This is a genomic window from Paenibacillus xylanivorans, assembly GCF_001280595.1.
Taxonomy (GTDB): Bacteria; Bacillota; Bacilli; order Paenibacillales; family Paenibacillaceae; genus Paenibacillus; species Paenibacillus xylanivorans.
Genome location: NZ_LITU01000053.1, coordinates 270 through 19,224, shown reverse-complemented (window position 1 = coordinate 19,224; position 18,955 = coordinate 270). Strand labels below are relative to the sequence as shown.

The following is an 18,955-nucleotide window of genomic DNA, read 5'->3' as shown; positions in this document are numbered from 1 at the left end:
TCAGGTATTCTTAGAACCAATCGTCCTCTTCCTGCTGCTGACGCTCCAATTGTTTACGAATCGCTGCCTTCAGCGGGTCCTCCGGAACATGAACCGTCACCGATCCCCGCACCTTCGCCTGACATGACAGCCGAGTGCCTGCATCCAGCAAGGAACCTAGCTTACGCTTCTCCGCATCTGTTGGTGGATGCAGCGCTGCAAGATATTCCGAATCTATTTTCACCTTACACATCAGGCAGGCAGCCTTTCCATCACATCGCGTTGCTATTTTCACCCCTGCACGGCGTGCAGCATTTAGCAGCGTTACCCCTGGCTTTAGCCGAATCGTTTTATTTTGCGGTAAAAATGTAATATTGCAATCCATCATTCTTCCTCCCAACCTACTGAGGCCATTCGAAGCCAACAAGCTCTTCCACTTCTGCTCTGAATCGGCTTGTCCATATATTTTGCTTCCCCAATAAAGTCATTAGAGGTTGATGTAATTCGGGCATCTGCCGAATCTGTCTTGCAATGGGTTCATAACGATCGGCACGGCCTCTCATTAGATTGAACAACAGCTCATGCGCAAGTGGCATTAGTCGAAATGTGTAAGAACCCAATTTCACCTCAGGAGCGTACTCGGCCAATACATGCTCAATTTCAATGCGGTACCAACTTTTACGTGACCACACTTCGAAACCACCAACTAATTCCAAAGCACAAGTCCCTACCTGATAATGACTGAGCAGCGAGGCATAAGGTCCCGTCTTATCTACTACAGGTTCGTCCAGCACCATTCCAGGCGCAGATTTATGCAGCAGCTTCGCCGCGGTGATATCAGCATAAATATCAATATCTCTGGGAGCCTGCTGTAACTCCACCTGTTGGAGCAACAATCCACAGCTTCCCCCAAGCAGCCACGTATAAGGCTCTGTATCCCAGGCTTTCGCCGTTTCCAGCAAAGCCGCGTGTAATTCCGGATAGCGCTCTGTCCGATCCTCCGTTTCATGCGGCCTCATCGGCTCACCTTCCCTTCATCCGTTTTCGTTGTGTCAGTTCTTATGATGTATTTATGCGGATGTTATCTCTTAGGCGAGAAAGATCAGGTCAGAGAAGCAATTCCGCCGAAAAAGCCAATCAGCATAATGAGAAAAGCAATTAATGAAAGAATCCCCCGTACAATGCCTTTCGTTTTGGATCGAGCAAACGTAATCAGGAATACAGATAGTCCCATAATGAGGATTGCGACCAATGAAAGCCACATCTTGTCCATCGCGTTCATAATCCAGAGTTCTCCCCTTCAGTCCGTTATTCATCACTGACACGTGACAATTGCAACTATTATAACACGAAACATTGCTCAGCTTTCCAAAAAAAAGACAAAAAGAAAGCCGGCATATGCCGACTTGTCTTTTTGTCTTGCTCGATCGCCTGCACGCAGGCGCGATCTATTATTTTTTCATCATCATTTTCATTAATGATTCCATACTGTTTGGGTTTAATCCGCTTTTTTTGACGGCACTCACGATATCCTGAACTGTATCCTCAGATACCGGCACTTTTGCCATGGCGGATACTTGCTTGATCAGTTGGCGCAATTGAGCTTCATTCTGCATGGTGGACGGTTTTACTGTACTCGCCAATTTTTTGACGGCACCTTCCGTAATCGATTTCCCTGTTTTTTTGTTGATCGCTTTCAGCGCTTCCTTGGAAATGTTGTTAGCCATTCGTCTCCCCTCCTCCGGCAATACTCATGTGTATAGTATGAGTGCACCGCAAAAAAGGTGAATAAGCTTCTCATTTCGGGAAAGCTGCCTACGCTACCATCAGGAATGCCACTGCTCCCAGGTTTCAAGCGTCATGACTTCCATTTCGGTCTTGGGATCTCGTCCCATCAAAGCTTCAACCGCATCGCGCGGCTGTCTCTCTTGAAAAAGAACGTGATAAAGCTGATCTGCAATCGGCATCTGCACACCGTATTTCTGAGAAATAAAGTGGGCGGCCTGTGTGGTCCGAATGCCTTCCACAACCATGCCCATGGAATTCAAAACATCGTCCAGCTTCTGTCCTTTGCCCAGCAAGGAACCGGCTCTCCAGTTACGGCTATGCTGACTAGTCGCGGTCACGACCAAATCGCCAATCCCTGCAAGTCCGGAGAACGTGAGCGGATTCGCTCCCATCTCCACACCGATGCGCGTGATCTCGGCCAGCCCGCGTGTTAGCAACGCTGCTTTGGCATTGTCACCAAAGTTAAGCCCGTCTGACATACCTGCTCCCAGCGCGATAATATTTTTGAACGCTCCCGCCAGTTCTACACCGATCATATCTCGATTTGTGTATACACGGAAATAAGCATTCATAAATAAACCTTGGGCTGCCTCGGCAGAAGCTTTGTCCAGGGATGCCACAACAACCGTTGTTGGGCAACGCTTAACTACTTCTTCCGCATGGCTTGGACCAGAAAGTACAACGACACGTCCTTCTTCACATTCAAGTTCTTCCGAAATGACCGTGGACATGCGGTTCAGGCTTTCTGTCTCAAACCCCTTGGTTGCATGAATGATTAACATTTCCGGTTTGTAATGGGCCTTAAGCTGATGAGCAACCGAACGCATCGCCGATGAAGGAGCAACAATTAACACAGCCGAAGCCCCTTCAACTGCCTTTGCCATATCCGTTGTTGCCTGAATACGAGGCGACAGCTCAGCATCGGGAAGGAATCGTTGGTTGGTATGTTTATTATTGATCTCTGTGGCCTGGTCTTCACCACGTGTCCACATGATCACATCCAGCTGGTTGGCAGCCAATACACTGGCGAGTGCAGTACCCCAACTGCCCGCAACCAGAACAGCAACTTTTTTAGACAACGCGTTTTCCCCCTCCAGGGTTTTTCGATCCCAATTTATTTTCCTGTCCTTTGGCGAGCTTCGCAATATTGGTACGATGTCTCCAGAACGCAAACAGACAAATAATCAGACTTCCCCAGAAGATACTCATTGAATATCCGGGTAACACTAGGATGAAGAGCGGTGTCAAAGCTACAAAAATAAGGGAACCCAGTGAAACATATCGTGTCAATACGATGGACAGGATGGCGAATACCCCGGCGCATAGCGCAGGAATAAGCGCAAGAGTCACGAGCACACCAATCGCTGTCGCGATTCCTTTTCCTCCACGGAAACGGAAGTACAAAGGCCAGTTATGTCCTGCAATAGCCGCTATACCACTAAGTGCAGGAATCCAATCGGAACCGTTGCTTAACCAAATCCCAACCCAAACGGCCGCAATACCTTTGAGTACATCCAGCAGCAGTACCAGAATTGCCGGTCCCTTACCCAATATCCGCAATGTATTGGTAGCTCCTGCATTTCCACTTCCGTGTTGACGGATATCGATCCCCCGTAGTGCTTTTGCAAGGAGGACACTAAAGCTGATTGAACCGAGCAGATAACTCAGTACAATCGCTGCGATTTGTAAAATCACAAACTTCTCCCCTAACCTTCGTCGGACTTCCTCCGAGTAAATATGCGAATTGGTGTCCCTTCAAAATCAAACGCTGCCCGAATCTTATTCTCCAGGTAACGTTCATAAGAAAAGTGCATCAATTCCGGATCGTTCACAAAAATAACCATGGTCGGAGGTTTAACTGCAACCTGCGTCACATAGTTGATTCGCATTCTGCGCCCTTTATCTGTTGGTGGCGGATTAATCGCCACTGCATCAGACACGACATCGTTAAGCAGATGCGTCTGAACACGCAAAGAATGCTGCTGTGCTACACGCTGAACAACAGGCAACAATTTTTGTAAGCGTTGTTTTGTCTTGGCTGACAAAAATACAACCGGAGCGTAAGTCATAAACAGGAAATGGTCCCGAATTTTTCTCTCAAACTCATTCATTGTTTTATCAGACTTCTCCACAACATCCCATTTGTTCACAACAAATAGGGAGGCTTTGCCTGCTTCGAATGCATAACCCGCAATATGCTTGTCCTGCTCAATAATGCCTTCTTCGCCATTAATAACAATCAGAACAACATCTGCACGCTCAATGGCACGCATCGCACGCATTACGCTGTATTTTTCCGTGGTTTCATAGACTTTTCCACGTTTACGCATACCTGCTGTATCAATCAACACATAGCGCTGGCCGTCTTTTTCAAATGGTGTATCAATAGCGTCCCGTGTCGTTCCAGCAACATCACTGACAATAACACGTTCTTCGCCCAAAATAGCGTTCACCAATGAAGATTTACCTACGTTGGGACGTCCGATCAGAGCTACACGAATGACATCGTCATCGTAAGTCTCTTCCTCAAGTTCAGGCAATTTCTCTACGATGGCATCAAGCAGATCTCCTACACCTGTACCATGACTTCCCGAAACTCCGATTGGATCACCAAATCCAAATCCATAAAACTCATAAATGAGCTCACTGCGCCCGATATTATCCACTTTGTTAACGGCTACAACGATAGGCTTGCCTGAGCGGTACAACATCTCTGCGACTTCTTCATCAGATTGCGTAATCCCTGCTTTTGCATCACACATGAATACAATAACATCCGCTTCTTCAATGGCGAGCTCTGCCTGCATCCGGATAGATTTTAAAATGACGTCCTCGCCGTCGATTTCGATACCACCTGTATCGATTATGCTAAATGGTTTACCGTTCCATTCGCCGATTCCGTAGATACGGTCACGGGTAATGCCCGGTTTGTCTTCCACAATGGCCAATCTGTCGCCGATGATCCGATTAAAAATGGTGGATTTGCCCACATTTGGTCGCCCGACAATTGCCACAACGGGTCTTGCCATACATTCCACTCCTCCTGTCCATACTTACGATACTCATCATAGCAAAAAACACCTGTCTTGGCTAACGTTTCATGCCGTTATACTCGCAATAACAACAATCGGCGAACCCGCTGGGGCTCGCCGATCTTGCTTTTATTGTTCAGCAAAATATGCAGTATATAACTAAGAACCATGCATGTATAACTTATTTGAATTTGCTGAGTTTGTCACCGAAGCGCTCGCCGAGCGTGATGCTCAGACCTTGATTGCTCAAGGAAACGTTCGGGTTGTTGATTTCTTCACGTGGAGCATTGTTTCTTGCTGGTCTTTCTGATTTTGGTGCTTGAGCAGGAGCTTCTTCAGTTTCCTTGATGCTCAGGCTTACACGTTGCTCAGAAGGGTTCATGTCCAAGATTTTAACTTGAACTTCTTGTCCTTCTTTCAACACTTCGTGTGGAGTGCCGATATGTTTGTGGGAGATTTGCGAGATATGCACAAGTCCCTCAACACCAGGAGCGATTTCAACAAAAGCACCGAAGTCAACCAGACGTTTTACAACACCTGTTACGATATCGCTAGAGTTGAATTTGTCGCCAGCTGTTTCCCAAGGACCTGGTTGAACAGCTTTCATGCTCAGGCTGATTTTGCCTTTTTCAGGATCAACTTTCAGCACTTTTACGTTTACTTTATCGCCTTCAGACAGAACGTCCGATGGTTTGTCAACGTGTGTCCAAGCCAGCTCGGATACGTGAACCAATCCGTCTACTCCGCCTACATCAACGAAAGCACCGAATTGAGTCAAACGTTGTACCGTACCTTCGATCACTTGGCCTTCTTGCAAACCAGCCATAACGCTAACTTTGTTTGCTTCGAATTCTTGCTCAAGTACGTCTTTTTGGGAAAGGATCACTTTGTTGTTCTCACGATCGATCTCTTTCACTTTAACACGCAATGTGCGTCCTTTGTAATCGCTGAAATCTTCAACGAAATGGCGCTCTACCATGGAAGCCGGGATAAATCCGCGTACACCCACGTCTGCTACCAGACCGCCTTTAACAACGTCAGCTACAACAACTTCGAATACGTCTTGGTCTTCAAAATGCTTTTGCAATTGATCCCAAGCGTTTTCGCTGTCGATTGCACGTTTGGACAAAACTAGTTTTTCTTTCTCGTCGTCGATGCTAAGTACTTTAGCTTCAACTTCTTGTCCAACTTCAACTGCATCAGACGCGCTGTCTACGTGTAGAGAAGACAGTTCACGAATTGGAATTACACCGTCATATTTATATCCAATGCTCACATAGGCTTGGTTATCTTCCAATTTGACGATGGTTCCTTTTACGGTATCTCCTTTTTTCAAGGAAACGAATTGATCCAACTCATCTTGGGTTGCTTCTTGATTTTTCATTTCTTCCGACATGTCAAATACCCTCCTCAATTCAAAAACCCCATTATATTCAAACCTGCCTGTAGCAGAGTTCAAAACACTTTCATCGCTGAATGAACATCTTTAGCTTCCCTCAAAAATATGGAAACATGCACTCAGCTGTAGACGAAGCCGTTATTTGCTTGGCACGCCTGTTTGCACCATTTCATTAATCTTGGACATAATCTTCTCCGTCGCTCTCTCCAGCGCATCGCCGGATGGATCTTCCTTGAACTCGTCCAAATTCACCGGTGCTCCATAGATCACCTTCATCTTACGAAAAACCTTGTAGTTACCAATAATAGCAGTAGGAATAACTGTAGCACCACTTCGGAGAGCGAAGCTCGCTGCCCCTTTTTTGCCGATGCCTCCATCATTGTGACGGCTTCCCGAAGGGAAAATGCCAAGCACTTCACCATCACGCAAAATGTTGAGTGAGGTCTTGATGGATTCCTTGCTGACGCCTCCACGTTTAACCGGGAAAGCGCCTACGGCTTTGATAATTCGGCCAAAGACCGGAATATCAAACAATTCGCTCTTGGCCATGAAACGCACCTGACGACGAATCTTAATACCTACCGTTGGAGGATCAAAGTTACTGATATGATTGGAACATAAAAGTACGCCGCCTTCTTTCGGGATGTTCTCCCGTCCAACTGCCTCCAGGCGGAAAAGAATGGTGTAAATGATCCGCAGTAATGTGCTGCAAAATGTGTAAATCATAGACCGATCTCTCCTCTGACCATTGTGCAATAAGACACGATTTTGTCAACCACTTCATGGATACTCATCTTGGTTGTATCGAGTACAGTAGCGTCCTCAGCACAACGAAGCGGGGATATTTCCCGACTTTCATCCAATTTGTCACGGGTGGCAATGTCTCGCTCAAGTTGCTGCAACGTCAGTCCTTCTGAGGGGTCCAGTTCTTTGAAGCGGCGAAGTGCACGCTCTTCCACACTGGCAGTCATGAAGATTTTCACTTCCGCGTCGGGCAATACTGTCGTTCCGATATCGCGTCCATCCATGACGACGCCCTTGCGCAAAGCCATTTGCCGCTGTGTATCCACCAATTGCGTACGCAGCCCCTCGATTTGCGCATATCGGGACACGATTCCCGTCACTTCACGGGAGCGGATTTCCGAGGTTACATCTTCCCCATTACAGAACACTTTCTGTCCGTCGGGATCCGGTTGTAAATCAATGACCAGCTTTTGGGTTTCCTGAAGCACCTCTGGCACATCTTCCGGTGAAATTCCTTTCCGAAGCATATGCAAGGTTACCGCACGGTACATTGCGCCAGTATCGACGTATATATACGCAAGCGACTCTGCAACCAATCGGGCCACCGTGCTTTTCCCGGCACCGGCAGGTCCGTCAATTGCAACGTTCATCTTCCCGTTCTCTGATGTGTTCTGGCTTGCCAACGGGGCATTCCTCCTCAAACGATAAGCCTCAATAAAAAAACAGGCATTGCCTGCATCGTCAAAATTATACCACACTATACACATGGATGCAAAAACAGACAAATCAGTGATGCTATTATTCGTGTAGCGTTTGCATCTGAATTGGGGTTCCTTCCAGACGATCAATGGAGGTCATATTCCTTTTCATATCAGGCACAAGAAGTAATAATTGATATATCACAAGCAGAATGAGAAGGGATGTGATCAGTATCAGAGCCCTTCTTTCCATCCGCTTGGATAAAACATAATATAGGCGCTCGTATCTGCGGGATGAATGGCGATTGTTCACAACCTGAACCTCCGTTTTTCCATTACAGTACCCACCGCTGTCCCTTTTCATCCCAGACAATCATCATTTTTATTTCGTTCGATAATCCAACTGCCGTTCAAAACAAAACTTGATGATCTTCTGCCGTTCCGAATCCGTAATCTGCACGAACTTTAACATGCATAGCAGCCGGCCTGTTTCCAGTGTTTTGATTCGTACCACTTCAGCTTCAAAATTCGCATGTTCAATCGATGCATTACGATAGGGGATAAGCAACCAGCATTTCAACTTTTGCCCTTCCGCAATAGCAAAACTGGGTTCACTATAAATGGACAATCCCCCGCCGCCAATATCTTCAGTCAAGCCCACAGCTCGGGTCAGATCTTCACCCTGAATGGCCATTTCAAGGTTTGCATGAACACGTAGAAAACTGCGACGCTGAATTTTGGTAATGTCATCCGGCAAAGGCTTGCGAATTCGCACAAGACGAACTACATCTTCTTCAAATCCGGTAACGTAAGTGTTGAAATAATGACGAACCCCGTCTTCCGTAATATAAGAAATGGACAATTCCTCACCAAAAAACAACCTTTTCAACCTACTGCTTCCCTGCTGCATCGGAACTTCGATCAGGAAACTATGGTCATCCACATCCGCTATACGTGATTTGTATTCTTTGCTTTCCTCTTTTTCATCTGCAGAGGCAATTTGGATGTATAGAACTTCATTTATTTTGGGAAACAAGCTGTTCACCGCCACCTTAGCTTTTTATCTTCGCATCGTATGTACAAGGACTATTATACCATGACCTTTCTCATAGTGGACAACAAAAAACAGACCACCATGTGGTCTGTTCCGTAATCTATTTGCATTTTAACAAGCTGCCGGAATCCGGATATTATGTGGTCTCATTCACCGGTTTGATTTCCTCAACTGCTTCTTCCATACCTGTATCGGCATTGATGTAAATTTTATATTTCGTACCGTTAATGCGTCCGCCGAATTCGTAACAAAGAACTTCTTTGCTGTAATCATTCTTAATGAGTGACTTACGAGCATAGCTCTCCTCGAATTCCGGATTCAGCTTTTTGCGGGCCTGTTCAACAGTGAGCGCAGCTTTTGGAATCTCCCGTTTCTTCTGATGCTCATATACAAAGTCACTTGCCTGGAAGCCGGTAACATCCCCGTTATCAAGGCCAACTCGAACAGACATTTTTTCTGGATAAATCAATGTATCTCCTTGTTTGCGCACATAGGTCAGGTTACCGAGATTGCCAAACTCATCGTAATTGACCGCCTTCATATCTTTGTAACCCTTGTTGGAAAGGAATTGATCTGCTTTTGACATGGCATCCTTACGAGTTACTTTCTTTGTCCCAATCGGACGAGTGTCGCTGTAAGAGATGAGCAGACCGCCATTACGGGTGAAGTCCATCATCAATTTACTGTCTTTGGACTGATCAATCGTGGCTGTGTACGATTCCCAATCTGTACCTTTCCCATTTTCCTGTATTTGAATCTTACCGTGTTCGGCATCAGAGAATTTGGCAGCTTTACTTTGGATCTGCTCTTTGGTCATTGGTAAGCCATCCAGCTTTTTCACCGAACGTTTGGCATAAATACTGGAGACTGAAGGACCCCAGTCAAGTTCAGGATATTCCTGTACCTTTTTATTGACCGTCCGGAATCCATCGACGATGGTATTATCCATCGTTTGCTCTTCCGTTGCCATAGCCGACTCGGCATCCATCCAGCGCAAACGGTCCGAAATGACTCTCTGCTGAACATTCTGCAGATTTTTGGTAATCTCGGATGAATTCGCATACAGCTTTTTCAGGTTGCCCATTTCCTTTTCACTTAAAGGTTCATTCGTCAGATCACGCATGGACGCCTGATAAGCAAAGTTGGAGATGCGGGAGAGAAACTCCTCCGTTTCACTGAATGGCAGCATTGTGAGCGGCAATTGGTTAATTTCATTCTGTGCTTCACTGGTAAGTCGCCATACATTCATCAGACCTTTGCGATGCATCCCTTGGGACGTGGCATGAACCGCCAGTGTATTCCCAATCTCCGAGTGCAATTTGTCCATATGGAATGATAAATCGTGAAAAGCACGCTGATATTGATTCTCCGCCTTGATCAGAATTGCATTTTTTTCCTGGTTCTCTTGGTATCCCCATACGAGAGCACCGATCAACAGAACTGCAAATATCGGAAACATAACTGAACTTAAACGTTTATACATCGGTAGAGTCTCCTTTCTTCTAAGCCACTACCTCTATTGTGGATCGAAGAAAGACCTCTTATGCATGCGATTTCCAGTCTGTCCAATGACGGGCTTATTACGAATGGTTCCGAGCCGTTAGTTTAATTCAATTGAACCCAGGTTGTGCCGCCATCTTCCTCAATTTCGAACTGATCCCGATTATCACACAAACACTGTTTAAAACCGGTCTCGATTCTTCCACGTTCCTTCTTGCCTCGTAGCGTAAAGCGTTCTCCGCATTGTTTGCATCTGATTTTAATTTTGATTCTCATCACGCTTATCCCCGTTTCTATTTGTCTTTCCCCGGGAATTTTTATTGTTGCAGAAAAAAACACACCAGGGCATCAGGCGCAGGTTGCGCTCCATGTCCACCAGTGTGTCCGTATTTTTATAATTTAATCTCTTCCTCACGCTTCACAAAACGAAAAGGAGAACGATTGTTGGCCCTTGTAATCTTGCCCATCGCTCCGTACCATAACCCCGCCATCAACGGCGCAATGAACCACAACCAATGATTCACCATGGTATTCATAATGACATCGTAAAGTGCATGCCAGAAGAACGGCAAAAAGAGTGAGAGCATAAGAAACCAACGTTTTTTCTTGCCATCCGTGAACTTGGCCCGCCCCATGTAATAACCCATAATTACTGCAAACATGGCGTGACCCGATACAGGAAGCAAAGCACGAATAAACATGACTGAGACGGAAGCATTCCCCGCAAAGGCGTACAACACATTCTCAACCGTAGCAAACCCGAGTGAAACAGCAACGGAGTATAGAATCCCATCATAAGGCTCGTCAAATTCGGTATGGTTATAGATAATATGGTATATCACAAACCATTTGACGAACTCTTCAACCCAACCTGAAATGAGGATGGCTTCAACATAAGGATTATCTCCAAGCCAGATCATCATGCCACGCTGAATAATCATCACAGGTAATACCATCAGAATCCCCATAAGAAAGACTCGAAATACCATGTGAAGAGGTTCAGAGTCATAACGGTCCTTCAGATAAAAGTATGTTAACAAGGCGAGACCCGGAGCTACTGCTGCCGCTAAAACCGAAAACAAAAGCACCGAAATTCCCTCCTCTGACTAAGACGCGATTACAACTAGAGCTTAATCCTGACGCTTGAAGTGGGTGCAAATAACCTCAATCGCTTGCTCAGGCATAACAACCTTCCCATACTCTTCCATGACTGCTGGAGTGACTGAAGATCCTTCACCGAATTCAGCAAGCAGGGCAATCAATGCTGCATGTTTGGTGGAATCCACGTCATCCGGTTCCAAATGCAAAAACCACTTGTCTTTATAGGAATAGAGTCGTCCAGCATCCGTTACGTGCTGACGCAACATATGTGCAGCCTCAATTAGCACTTCAAAATCTTTGAATGCATAGACGATGGAATCGCTTTGCTCAAGTGTAACTTCCATCTCATATACTTCTTCAGGCAGATCATCCTCGTTACCTGAACCATATTGTTGCGGATCATATTTCCCCCGGGTAACAATGACAACCATCCCTTGAGCGGGAAGTGCGAATACTTCGACAGCAAGTGGACCTGTAGCATCAAATCCAAGTTCGGAATAGGCCTGGTCCATCATTTCAGTGAACAGTTCATGAACTCTAGGTATTTCCTGCCACATATCTTCTTTTTGTATTCCGCGCTCGCTCAGATCGTCAAAGGTCAGGAAAATCCGTATCTTATCGTGACTTAATCGTTCTATTTTCATACAGGATCTCCCCTTTATAAGCAAGTCTTATAACAGATTATGAAGCACAAAACAATATGTGCTGAAAATAAATCTATGTAGTTATGTTATCATTTTATACCTGCAAATGCACGAAGTAAAATCGACAAAAAAAGAATCATTCCACATCAAACTAGACTGTGGATGATTCTAATGGGGAGTTTGTGTTTATAAACCCGGTACTGTTGTGTTTGTTTGAGTTAAAATTTGCTCAACTTCATGTTTAACATCCGGATTGGTGCGAATAAAATCTTTGAGCATGTTCATGTTCTCTTCTTTTTCCTGCGGAGTGATCGGTTTTGCACTTTTTTTATGCGTGCTTTTGTGGGAATCTCCGCTTTGTTCGTTTGGCTTGGAGCTGAACCCGTCCATACCGGGGAACGTCATCTCCATCATTTTGTGTTTGGCCTGATTCATCATGTTGCGGGATGAACCGGAAGACAGCATTGACATTTTACCTTTGGACAGCCAAGAACTGGCTGCTACGCCAATTACAACACCCCAGAAAAAGGATGACGCCTTCATTACACCAACCTCCTTTTAATGTTAAAATCACAACTAGTGTTTGCGGGAGGCCCTCATCTCATTCCGCATAAATACAGGAAAGCGAGTTGAAATCATGATTAGACAGACCACCGCCTTAATTATGATCGTATGCATGCTGTTGTCAGCGTGTGGTTCCAAGGACGATACAACACCTGAATCCACCAGGTCCAGCAATGGATCGGTTACTTCGACGCAGGAGCAACATAATGAGCCAACAGCCACTGGCACAGGAGAAACACAAACCACGGATTCCCAGTCCTCAACGGACTCACCATCTGATCAAGAATCACCAAGGCGTGACGAAATGTCCACTACAGAAAAGGAAGGAAACGACAATACTTCCGGACAAACAACCGAAGATAATATTGAAAAAACGTATCACATGAACGCCAATTATTACATCAAACCCAACGCCAAAACAAGCGAAAGCAAGGTTGTTTTGTTGACATTTGATGATGGACCTAAAGAAGAAAAAATGATTAACGGATTAATCGACACATTGGATAAACATGGCGCGAAAGCAATATTTTTTGTTAACGGATACCGAGTGAAAAGTCATCCCGAGTTGCTGGAGATCATTCATAAACGTGGTCAGGTTGTAGGAAATCATGCCTGGGATCATGAAGATCTGAAAAAAATGTCCACTACGGCAGCCGCCAAACAGGTAACCGATGTGCAAAAAATTGTAAAAGAAACGATTGGCGTGGAGCCTCAGTTCTTCCGCCCGCCGTTCGGATCCGGAAATGATGCACTGAAGGCTACAGTCAAGAAAAACGGCATGTTATATATGACATGGTCCAATGGCTCACTGGATTGGGATAAGAGCACCAAAAACAAACCGGATAAAGTCATCCAGAATGTGCTGGATCAATTAAATCCCGGTAGTAATATTTTGATGCATGAGTTGCCATGGACGGTTGAAGCATTGGATGAGTTGTTAACCAAACTCGAACAGAAAGGCTACACATTTGTCGACCCTCGCTCCATTGAACTGGAAGCACGTTGAGCTTCGATTTTTTTGGCCTACAATCGGCTTATCTGAATGATGAATTGGAATGGATATGAAGGAACATCCAAAGTTACAACAAACAGCCTTGATCCCATGTGGATCAAGGCTGTTTGTTTGAGAGCATTCGCAAAGTAATGATATGCATTTCAGCGGGACAACAAAGTCTAAACGGCAAATGATTTGTTCCGTATCCTTTGCTAACCAACATTTTGCCTTCTCGATCGGTATCATTACCCTCACGTTTCAAAGAGAACCACCCACTAGACACAGAACGGTACGCTTTGTTAAGAAAGACAGGACCAAAGCCCGGAAATACCAATTGTCCACCGTGGGTGTGACCACTCAATATCAGATCAACAGGCTCATTCAAGTGAAGAGCCTGTAGGGGATCGTGTACAATGGCAATCTTGCAATCTTTGGTGTCCAATTCAGCAAGCAGCGAATCCCCTCGCCGTGAACGATAATCAACTCCGACTAGGCACAGCTTGCTTTTGCCTTTAGGAAGGTAGACTGTAGAATCCTGTAAAAGTTGAACGCCCGTATCTCTGAATATACGTTCGAGATGCGCAGTTCCTGCTCTTTTATCATGGTTCCCATACACTGTAAAAGCAGGTGCAATATATGATAACAAGCTCATATTATGTCTGACGATGGGCCATGAAATTCCCTTTTCAGCCACATCTCCCCCAATAATAACCCAGTCCACCTGATTTCGAAGGTGTTCCAGATCATTGTTTTTCAGCTTGCGCTTATGGATATCAGATATATACAGTATTTTGCTACCATCAAAAGAAGACGGCAAATTCGGCACTTCAACCTCTTCTGAAACAATGTGGTGAAGATGCGCCTCTCGCCACATATGAACCAGCAAAGCAATTCCGGCCAAAATAACAGCAATGAACCAGGCCAGCATTACCATGGCCATGGAAGAAAAGTATCCAGAGGAGGCGCTCCTTTTATACCCCACCAAACCAGACTGATCGTGAGCAAAACAAATATAAAAATGAGTGAATTAACAAATCGTTTACTGAGTCGTAAACGGCGAGAAGGATGAAGTTCCGTCCGCGTAGGAAGTGTGCCCGCTTCGGAAACGGACTCTTCTGATGGCTTTTGTTCTTTATTGGCACGTGCTGGCGCCCGCCGGGGGAGCACCGGACTTTCCAACGATGATGTATAAGACTTACGTTGTGATCTTGGTATAGAGACAGAGGTAATTGGTGTGAGTCCTCCCACCTCTGCGGCAGCAGCTGTTTCAACAACCAGATTTGTTTGAGAAGCTTCAGGACGTTCAGATGTCTCTGTCTTATCTGAATGACGATGGCGCTGACTGCCGTAAGTCTTCATTCTACTTAATTGCTGATTCATGATCCCCTCCGAAAACGTATCGCTAATCCAGACACCAAATCAATAATAAAATGACATAGTATAGGCGCCCATAATGTGCCGGATTGCATATAAATCCAACCCAATCCATAGCTCGAAACAAATACCCAACCAGTTGGGATCCAATGCCGCAGATATCGAATATGGATGACCGCAAATAAAATACTTGTCCAGTAAGGACCTAACGCATACTGTATGGCTCCGCGAAATAACAATTCTTCACAAACAGCAACGATGGCTGCTATGCATACAATGTGCCAGATCGGACGCTGACGAAACAGCATCTCGTTAATTCCCCCATCGTCCATACTTTCTTGAGGAATAACATAAGAAAGAACCAAGTCCATAACCAGCATAATGCCAGCAAGACCAAGCCCCCACCAAATAAAATGGTAACTGTCAGGCCACGCAAGCACATCAAACAAATTTCTCTTCTGCAATAAAATCCATACAACGCCAATGATCAAAGTTAACCCTTGTGTAAAGTATAGATTGATCAGAAGCAAACGCTCGGTAAGTTGCTGTGGTTCAGCCTTCTGAATCTTGAACTTGGGAAACTTTAATTTTTTCATCGCCTGTGTCTGTCCTCTTGACTTATATTTGATGGATAACAATTTCGTTGTCCAATCGGATAGTATACTAAATGATATCCAAAAAACCAAATAGGTTCAAGGCCTGCCCCAAGTCCCGGTTTTTTAGCGAAGCTATAGCAAATGCATTACTTCATTAATGCATTAAAATTCTATTCGTAAAACAGCTTGTAATCGAGCTATTTATATCAATCAAGGAAGTCAATTCTTAATATTTGTATGCTTCCTTTGGCATTGAAGAAACTGACAATGGTAAATCGAATTAAAACATTTAAGCCTATTGACATGCTCATGTCAGCCATGATACATTATGAAAAAATTAGTCACGTTAAACACGATGATGGAAAAAAGATGTTGCTTTGTCTTACAGAGAGCCGATGGATGGTGTAAATCGGTGGCAGGCAGATGATCTTGAGCGCTCCTGAGTTATTGCATTGAAATTGGAGTAGGTGCAATCGGTTTAGACCCGTTATCCTCTTCGGTCTTCATTGACCGCTAAGACTGTCGTTGCGAAACGGCGGTGAATTAGGGTGGTACCACGACAACTCTCGTCCCTTATTGCGCAAGCAGTATGTGGATTGAGAGTTTTTTGATTTATTTTAAAGTACAGACGTGGGAATTGCCCTATTTTCTACACCTTCCCCCTCTGCTGCGACACCGCGTTGTTGGGAGGAAGGATTCCAATGGTTTTAAGGAATGCCTCTTTCGTGAGGTGAGCCCTTGACGATATAGATACACATACCTAAGGAGGAAGAAACCATGTACAAAGTGTTAGTGTCGGACCCCATTAGTGATCTGGGAATTCAGCAACTGGTGGATGCAAATGATGTTGTAGTTGAGAAGAAAACAGGTCTTAGCGAAGATGAGCTTGTTGCAATTATCGGCGATTATGATGCCCTTCTGGTTCGAAGTCAGACTCGTGTAACAGATCGTATTATGACGGCAGGTACAAACCTCAAAGTCATCGGACGTGCTGGTGTAGGTGTAGATAACATTGATTTGGAAGCCGCTACCCAACGAGGTATCATTGTTATTAACGCCCCTGACGGTAATACGATTACGACATGTGAACATACATTTGCCATGATGATGGCACTAGCACGACATATTCCTCAGGCATATGCCAAAACCATTCAAGGTACTTGGGATCGTAAAACCTTCCTGGGTGTGGAGTTAAGAAATAAAACACTGGGTGTACTCGGTATGGGACGGATCGGTAGCGAAGTAGCTAAACGTGCCAAAGCATTCGGAATGGATATTCTAGCTTATGACCCGTTCCTCACTCAAGATCGTGCGGAGAAACTTCAAGTTAAGCTGGCTAGTGTGGATGATATCATTCGCAATGCTGACTTCATGACCGTTCACACACCACTTACACCTGAGACACGCCATATGATTTCCCGCCCACAATTCGAAGTAATGAAAAAAGGCATGCGTATTATCAACTGTGCCCGCGGTGGAGTCGTTGACGAAATGGCACTTGTAGAAGCAATTGATGAGGGTATCGTTGCTGGTGCAGCATTTGACGTTTTCGAGAGCGAGCCACCAGCTGCTGATCATCCATTCCTGAATCACCCTAGCATTATTGTCACGCCTCATCTTGGTGCATCCACAGTAGAAGCACAAGAAAATGTTGCGATCGACGTGTCCGAGCAAGTCCTTCATATCCTGCGCAATGAACCGTTCAAAAACGCGGTTAACATGCCCGCAGTAGCCCCAACTGTAATGAACAAACTGCAGCCGTACTTTAAACTGGGTGAAACACTGGGTAGCTTTGCTGCTCAGATCACTCAAAATGCGGTTCAAGAAATTCGGATCGATTACGCTGGAGATTTGTCTGAAGTGGATACTTCTCCTTTGACTCGCTACATTGTAAAGGGTATCCTGGCAAGACATTTAGGCGCAGAAGCCAATATTGTCAACTCCATGCATTTGGCTAAAGTTCGCGATCTCAATGTAGTCGTTAGCCAAACATCGGCTACCAAAGGATTCACAAATCTGATTACCGTCACACTTGTGACGAACCAGAATGGCGAAGAGCGTCGTGTTGCAGGTACACTGCTTGCCGGTTACGGTGAGCGGATCGTGCGTCTGGACAAATTTCCAGTGGATATCGCTCCGGAAAGTCACCAAATCTTAATTTCCCATAATGATAAACCGGGTATCATCGGACGCGTTGGGACTTTGCTTGGAGAAAACGAAGTTAACATCGCCTCCATGCAGGTTGGACGTAAAATCATTGGTGGAGCTGCTATCATGATTCTGACTGTTGACAAGGAAGTGCCAAAAGATGTGCTTGTGCAACTTGCGGCCCTTCAGGAAATAAATACAGCCGTTGAAATCGTTTTGAATTAACTTTGGAATTATTCACTTATAAGACAAAAAGAGGCGAACCTGATCGGGTTCGTCTCTTTTTTATAAACTCAAAAATCCTTTTAAGAGCTTAATTTATGCATTAAGCTAATTGAATAATGTTTATAGTAGCTCCCGGTGGAGTAAGAACAGCTGTAGCAACCAAACCAAACAGTTGGAACTGTATTGTAGATCCAGCAGTAACCGTCACAATAAAGTCAGACTGCAACTGACTTAGAGAGAGTACTGGTGAAACTACACTCGCCGGAATTGCTGTCCCGTTAAGTAAAATCCGGGATTGAATAGCAAGTGCCGCTGTCAAATTTATTTTATAAGAGATATAGTAACGCCCTGCATTGGCAAGAGTGAAGGTGTCATTGGTTCCATTAATAGTTATGCCAGTGCCTATATTTTGGTTATTCGGCACTGGAATCAGTGTTCCACCCAAAATTACAAGAATGGTACCACTTGTGTTCTCACCATATGCCGAATTAGAAGTTACAGAAGTTCCTGTGGCTCCTGTTGCACCTGCACCTCCGGTGGCCCCAGTTGCTCCAGTAGCTCCCGTTATGCCTGTCGCTCCTGTGCTTCCAGTTACACTGGCTCCTGTTGCTCCGGTAGCCCCGCTTGCTCCAGTAGTACCTGTAATACCCGTCACACCTGTTGTTCCGGTGATCCCTATTGCAACCCCCGTTGCACCCGTTATTCCGGTTGCTCCTGTTGCTCCGGTGACGCCGATACCCGTTGCTCCTGTTATTCCCGTAACCCCAGTGGTTCCGGTGATTCCCGTCGTTCCGGTAACTCCGGTGATGCCGGCAGCTCCTGTTTCTCCGGTGACGCCGATTCCTGTTGCTCCTGTTATTCCCGTAACCCCGGTGGCTCCGGTGATTCCCGTCGCTCCTGTGACTCCCGTTATTCCGGTTGCTCCAGTACTCCCCGTTACACTGACACCGGTAGCTCCAGTTACACCCACAGCTCCTGTATCTCCGGTAACTCCAGTCGCTCCGGTTGCACCCGTATCACCGATACTACCCGTTACACCAACTCCGGTTGCCCCTGTCGCACCTGTAGCTCCGGCACCTGCGAGCAATGTATAGTCCGGTGATGTTCCCGGCGTG

The 18,955-nt window shown here is 45.5% G+C and carries 22 protein-coding genes and 1 other annotated feature; of the genes, 2 read left to right on the top strand and 20 right to left on the bottom strand.

Features of this window, described 5'->3' with window-relative positions:
* Positions 1-10 precede the first annotated feature (10 nt).
* The 16 genes from AMS66_RS10090 to AMS66_RS10015 all read right to left on the bottom strand — a co-directional run bounded on the left by AMS66_RS10090 (position 11) and on the right by AMS66_RS10015 (position 12,482).
* On the bottom strand, positions 11-364 hold the full coding sequence (locus AMS66_RS10090) for a 2Fe-2S iron-sulfur cluster-binding protein (RefSeq protein ID WP_053780678.1): 354 nt from the start codon (positions 362-364) through the stop codon (positions 11-13).
* Positions 365-380: 16 nt separating this feature from the next.
* Positions 381-998, bottom strand: coding sequence for a hypothetical protein (locus tag AMS66_RS10085; RefSeq protein WP_053780677.1), 618 nt, complete (start codon positions 996-998; stop codon positions 381-383).
* An 83-nt stretch (positions 999-1,081) separates the two neighbouring features.
* Complete coding sequence (locus tag AMS66_RS10080) at positions 1,082-1,261, bottom strand: DUF2768 family protein (RefSeq protein WP_053780676.1); 180 nt, start codon at positions 1,259-1,261, stop codon at positions 1,082-1,084.
* 169 nt (positions 1,262-1,430) lie between these two features.
* Positions 1,431-1,706 carry a stage VI sporulation protein F gene (locus tag AMS66_RS10075; RefSeq protein WP_024630680.1) on the bottom strand — a complete coding sequence of 92 codons (276 nt, stop codon included), beginning with the start codon at positions 1,704-1,706 and terminating at the stop codon, positions 1,431-1,433.
* 99 nt (positions 1,707-1,805) lie between these two features.
* Positions 1,806-2,846 carry an NAD(P)H-dependent glycerol-3-phosphate dehydrogenase gene (locus tag AMS66_RS10070; protein ID WP_053780675.1) on the bottom strand — a complete coding sequence of 347 codons (1,041 nt, stop codon included), beginning with the start codon at positions 2,844-2,846 and terminating at the stop codon, positions 1,806-1,808.
* Positions 2,839-3,462 (bottom strand): glycerol-3-phosphate 1-O-acyltransferase PlsY, encoded by a 624-nt coding sequence (gene plsY / locus AMS66_RS10065; protein ID WP_053780674.1) that lies wholly within the window; start codon positions 3,460-3,462, stop codon positions 2,839-2,841. Before plsY ends, AMS66_RS10070 begins: the two co-directional genes overlap by 8 nt.
* Positions 3,463-3,473: 11 nt before the next feature.
* Positions 3,474-4,796, bottom strand: coding sequence for a ribosome biogenesis GTPase Der (gene der / locus AMS66_RS10060; RefSeq protein ID WP_053780673.1), 1,323 nt, complete (start codon positions 4,794-4,796; stop codon positions 3,474-3,476).
* A 184-nt stretch (positions 4,797-4,980) separates the two neighbouring features.
* On the bottom strand, positions 4,981-6,195 hold the full coding sequence (gene rpsA / locus AMS66_RS10055; RefSeq protein ID WP_053780672.1) for a 30S ribosomal protein S1: 1,215 nt from the start codon (positions 6,193-6,195) through the stop codon (positions 4,981-4,983).
* A gap of 141 nt (positions 6,196-6,336) precedes the next feature.
* The gene (locus AMS66_RS10050) at positions 6,337-6,924 is read right to left on the bottom strand and encodes a lysophospholipid acyltransferase family protein (RefSeq protein WP_053780671.1); all 588 of its coding nucleotides are present in this window, start codon (positions 6,922-6,924) and stop codon (positions 6,337-6,339) included.
* Positions 6,921-7,625 (bottom strand): (d)CMP kinase, encoded by a 705-nt coding sequence (gene cmk / locus AMS66_RS10045; RefSeq protein ID WP_053780670.1) that lies wholly within the window; start codon positions 7,623-7,625, stop codon positions 6,921-6,923. Before cmk ends, AMS66_RS10050 begins: the two co-directional genes overlap by 4 nt.
* Positions 7,626-8,022: 397 nt before the next feature.
* Positions 8,023-8,676 (bottom strand): flagellar brake protein, encoded by a 654-nt coding sequence (locus AMS66_RS10035; protein ID WP_053780668.1) that lies wholly within the window; start codon positions 8,674-8,676, stop codon positions 8,023-8,025.
* A gap of 154 nt (positions 8,677-8,830) precedes the next feature.
* The gene (ypeB, locus tag AMS66_RS10030) at positions 8,831-10,177 is read right to left on the bottom strand and encodes a germination protein YpeB (protein WP_053780667.1); all 1,347 of its coding nucleotides are present in this window, start codon (positions 10,175-10,177) and stop codon (positions 8,831-8,833) included.
* A 122-nt stretch (positions 10,178-10,299) separates the two neighbouring features.
* Complete coding sequence (locus AMS66_RS32960) at positions 10,300-10,470, bottom strand: hypothetical protein (protein WP_167666101.1); 171 nt, start codon at positions 10,468-10,470, stop codon at positions 10,300-10,302.
* A 116-nt stretch (positions 10,471-10,586) separates the two neighbouring features.
* A complete protein-coding gene (prsW, locus tag AMS66_RS10025) occupies positions 10,587-11,282 on the bottom strand; it encodes a glutamic-type intramembrane protease PrsW (RefSeq protein ID WP_053780666.1) in 696 nt (231 codons plus the stop codon).
* 42 nt (positions 11,283-11,324) lie between these two features.
* Positions 11,325-11,939, bottom strand: a complete 615-nt coding sequence (locus AMS66_RS10020; RefSeq protein WP_024630691.1) for a genetic competence negative regulator — start codon at positions 11,937-11,939, stop codon at positions 11,325-11,327.
* Between the two features lie 186 nt (positions 11,940-12,125).
* The gene (locus tag AMS66_RS10015) at positions 12,126-12,482 is read right to left on the bottom strand and encodes a hypothetical protein (RefSeq protein WP_053780665.1); all 357 of its coding nucleotides are present in this window, start codon (positions 12,480-12,482) and stop codon (positions 12,126-12,128) included.
* 94 nt (positions 12,483-12,576) lie between these two features.
* Between AMS66_RS10015 and AMS66_RS10010 the strand changes: the two genes are divergently transcribed.
* Entirely contained in the window at positions 12,577-13,509 is a 933-nt protein-coding gene (locus AMS66_RS10010; protein WP_053780664.1) for a polysaccharide deacetylase family protein, read from the top strand.
* Positions 13,510-13,612: 103 nt separating this feature from the next.
* On the opposite strand, the gene AMS66_RS10005 is transcribed toward AMS66_RS10010, so the two are convergent.
* Genes AMS66_RS10005 through AMS66_RS09995 form a run of 3 tightly spaced genes read right to left on the bottom strand, consistent with a single transcriptional unit; the run spans position 13,613 to position 15,467 of the window.
* Positions 13,613-14,437, bottom strand: a complete 825-nt coding sequence (locus AMS66_RS10005; protein ID WP_053780663.1) for a metallophosphoesterase — start codon at positions 14,435-14,437, stop codon at positions 13,613-13,615.
* The gene (locus AMS66_RS10000) at positions 14,425-14,877 is read right to left on the bottom strand and encodes a hypothetical protein (RefSeq protein ID WP_053780662.1); all 453 of its coding nucleotides are present in this window, start codon (positions 14,875-14,877) and stop codon (positions 14,425-14,427) included. The genes AMS66_RS10005 and AMS66_RS10000 overlap by 13 nt, the downstream gene beginning before the upstream one ends.
* Positions 14,874-15,467: a type II CAAX endopeptidase family protein gene (locus AMS66_RS09995; RefSeq protein ID WP_024630696.1), complete on the bottom strand. Its 594-nt coding sequence runs from the start codon at positions 15,465-15,467 to the stop codon at positions 14,874-14,876. The genes AMS66_RS10000 and AMS66_RS09995 overlap by 4 nt, the downstream gene beginning before the upstream one ends.
* Positions 15,468-15,813: 346 nt before the next feature.
* Positions 15,814-16,044: a binding site (T-box leader), on the top strand.
* Between the two features lie 200 nt (positions 16,045-16,244).
* Between AMS66_RS09995 and serA the strand changes: the two genes are divergently transcribed.
* Positions 16,245-17,840 (top strand): phosphoglycerate dehydrogenase, encoded by a 1,596-nt coding sequence (gene serA / locus AMS66_RS09990; protein WP_053780661.1) that lies wholly within the window; start codon positions 16,245-16,247, stop codon positions 17,838-17,840.
* Positions 17,841-17,940: 100 nt separating this feature from the next.
* Here serA and AMS66_RS34340 read toward each other — a convergent pair.
* Positions 17,941-18,955 (bottom strand): BclA C-terminal domain-containing protein (locus AMS66_RS34340; RefSeq protein WP_269084538.1); only part of this gene is annotated, 1,015 nt, incomplete at its 5' end.